Origin of the sequence: Mesorhizobium sp. M7D.F.Ca.US.004.03.1.1, from assembly GCF_003998635.1 — a bacterium.
In the GTDB taxonomy this organism is placed as follows: Bacteria; Pseudomonadota; Alphaproteobacteria; order Rhizobiales; family Rhizobiaceae; genus Mesorhizobium; species Mesorhizobium loti.
In genome coordinates this window covers 1-2,921 of sequence record NZ_RZQG01000755.1, presented here as the reverse complement: position 1 = coordinate 2,921, position 2,921 = coordinate 1, and the positions used below count along the sequence as shown (strand labels likewise).

Below are 2,921 nucleotides of genomic sequence, written 5' to 3'. Positions count from 1 at the left end.
ATTACTTATTAACCATGCTCGAACATATTCCAGTTCGGCTCGTTCACGGCTTCGCAGCGTCCAACCCCGCCTCGCCTTCTCACTGAAACACTGGAAAAGGACCCTCTTCGAATGTGGCGCAAAACAGCAGCGTGCCTGGCCATCTCAGCGCTTTTCAGCGGTGAGGCAAGCGCTACGACGACGACAACAAACATGACCGTGCAGATGACCATCACCGCATCCTGCACGATCAGCAGCGCTTCGACGCTGAACTTCGGTTCATCGGGCGTCATTGCGGCCAATGTCGACCAGACGTCGACGGTCCAGGTTCAGTGCACGAACACCACCCCGTACAACATTGGTCTGGACGCCGGCACTGGTTCGGGCGCGACGGTTGCGGCGCGCAAGATGACCAATGGCGCCTCGACGATCACCTATTCACTCTACAGCGACAGCGGCAGAACGACCGTTTGGGGCAGCACAATCGGAACCAACACGGTTTCGGCGACGGGCACCGGTTCTGCCCAGAGCTTTACCGTATATGGACGCGTGCCGACGCAGTCCACGCCTGCGCCAGCAGCCTATACGGACACGGTAACGGTCACGGTGACCTATTAGGATTAGGCTGTCACTTGGCGGTCGGCATTTGGGGGAGCGGGAAATGAGCTGGACAAAGCTGGCTTGGATTTTGGCGGGAGCACTGCTTTTCAGCGGTGCGCCGGTATGGGCGGAGTCCCTCCAGGTGCAACCCGCCCTCGTCGACGTCGTGGCTCCCGGTGCATCGTCGACCATCACGCTTCGCAACGAAGGACCGACGCCGACCAATGTGCAGATTCGTGTTTTTCGCTGGACGCAAGTGAATGGCAACGAATCCCTGACGCCGACGGAGGATGTCGTTGCCTCGCCTCCCGCCGTCACGCTCGTGCCTGGCGCCGACTATGTCGTACGCATCGTGCGCGTGACGAAGCGGCCCATAGCGGCCGAGGAAGCCTATCGTCTTCTGGTGGACGAACTTCCTGATGCCAACCGCACAAGGACCGGCACCGTGAGACTGCTGATTCGCCATTCTATTCCGGTCTTTTTCAGCTCTCCACAAAAAACGCCGCCGGCCGTCGACTGGACTGTCTCGAGGCAGGCCGGGCGGCTGATCGTTTCGGCCCGAAACAAGGGCGGTATGCGCCTGCGCATCTCCGCACTTTCGCTGCGTGACGCAGGTGGACACAAGATCTCATTCGGGGGCGGGCTCGTCGGATATGCGCTCGGCCAGTCGGCAATGCATTGGACGGCACCAGCCGGCGGGCGCAAATTTGCCGCCAAGGGATCGGTCTCGATCTCCGGCCAAGGCAATGATGGCACGATCAACGCCGTTGCGCCGGTTGTCGCTGCACCGTGAATGCGGCTTGCCTGCTGGCAATGTCGACACTGGCCGCCGCGCTGACACTATCCAATCAGGCTTCGGGGGCGGTCCAGCAGCTTCAGCTCGAAGTCTTCATCAACGGCGCTCCAACCAATCAGATCGCGGCATTCGTATCTACCGACGGGCGGCATCTGGGCGCAAAGCCGGATGAGTTGCGGGACTTGGGACTGGATCCGGGCAAGGGCCGATCCAACGCCGCAACCATCATGCTCGACAATATCAAGGGGTTGGCTTACCGCTACGAGGTGGCGGAGCAGCGCATTTTCCTGACCATCGGCAATGGCTTGCGCGGGACAATGTCATATGACGCGGCGCCGGATCACGAGGCATCGCCGGATATTCAGGCAGGGTTCGGCGGTGTCCTCAACTACAATCTGTTCGCGGCGTCGCGGCAGGAGCCCGGCGCAAGCGGCTTCTCCTTCAGCGGTGTTTCCACAACCCTCGACGCGAGGGCCTTTTCGCCGGTTGGCACGTTCGGCCAGTCGGCGATCCTGCGGCTGGCGGACAATGGACGCACCGATGCATTGAGGCTCGACACCGCCTATACCTATTCGGACCCGGCGACGCTGACGACATATCAGGCTGGCGATGCGATTTCCGGCGGCTTTGCCTGGACCCGGCCGATACGCATTGGCGGGCTTCAGGCGCGCCGCAATTTCGGGCTTCGAGCGGACCTCATCACGCAGCCGCTTGCCTCGGTGAGCGGCAGCGCGGCAGTGCCGTCGACGGTCGACGTCTATGTCAACGACCTGAAGACCTATTCGCACACGGTTGACACGGGTCCGTTCCAGATCACCGACATTCCAGTCACCACGGGTGGCGGCGAGGCACTTGTCGTGCTGCGCGATGCGGCCGGCCATGAGACGCGCACGAGCGTACCGTTCTACGCCTCGCCCAGCCTGCTAAAGCCAGGCCTCTTCGACTTCTCGCTGGAGGCCGGCCTGCCCAGGCACGGCTATGCGACGACGTCGGATGCCTATGCCGCCAATCAGCCTGTCATATCGGCAAGCCTGAGAAAGGGTATCTACGACTGGCTGACGCTGGAAAGCCACGCTGAGGCCGGCAAGGATCTGGTCAATGGCGGGCTCGGCATGGCGGTGCGCACCGGCTCGCTAGGCATCGCCTCGTTCGCGCTGGCTGGCAGCCGCAGCGAAGCGGGCAATGGCCTGCAGTCCTATGCCTCATTCGAGATCAGGGTCCGGACCCTCAGCATCAATGCCAGTTCGCAGATGACCTTCGGTTCTTATGACGATCTCGCCTCGGTGACCGATCGGCTTCAGGACGGCGGAACGGCCGGTCACGCCTTCCTCAATCTGCTGTCATTCGATCCAGGCGCCGCTGATGCTTCGTCCCGATCCAGGCCCCCGAAGATGGTCAACAGCATTTCCGTCGGAACCCCGTTGTCTTTCGACAGCGGCAGCATCAGCGCAAGCTACATCGATCTGACACCGGCCTGCGGCGAAAGCTCCAGGATACTCACCGCCTCCTATTCGCGAACGCTGCCTTTCGGCTATCTCAATGCCAC

General features: G+C 61.8%; 3 protein-coding genes. All 3 read left to right on the top strand.

The window, feature by feature from the left end:
- Positions 1-192 precede the first annotated feature (192 nt).
- Complete coding sequence (locus EN935_RS29265; RefSeq protein WP_348629917.1) at positions 193-597, top strand: spore coat U domain-containing protein; 405 nt, start codon at positions 193-195, stop codon at positions 595-597.
- A 43-nt stretch (positions 598-640) separates the two neighbouring features.
- Positions 641-1,372, top strand: coding sequence for a molecular chaperone (locus EN935_RS29260; protein ID WP_206532357.1), 732 nt, complete (start codon positions 641-643; stop codon positions 1,370-1,372).
- A gap of 20 nt (positions 1,373-1,392) precedes the next feature.
- A partial coding sequence (locus tag EN935_RS29255; protein WP_164771415.1) for a fimbria/pilus outer membrane usher protein occupies positions 1,393-2,921 on the top strand: 1,529 nt, incomplete at its 3' end.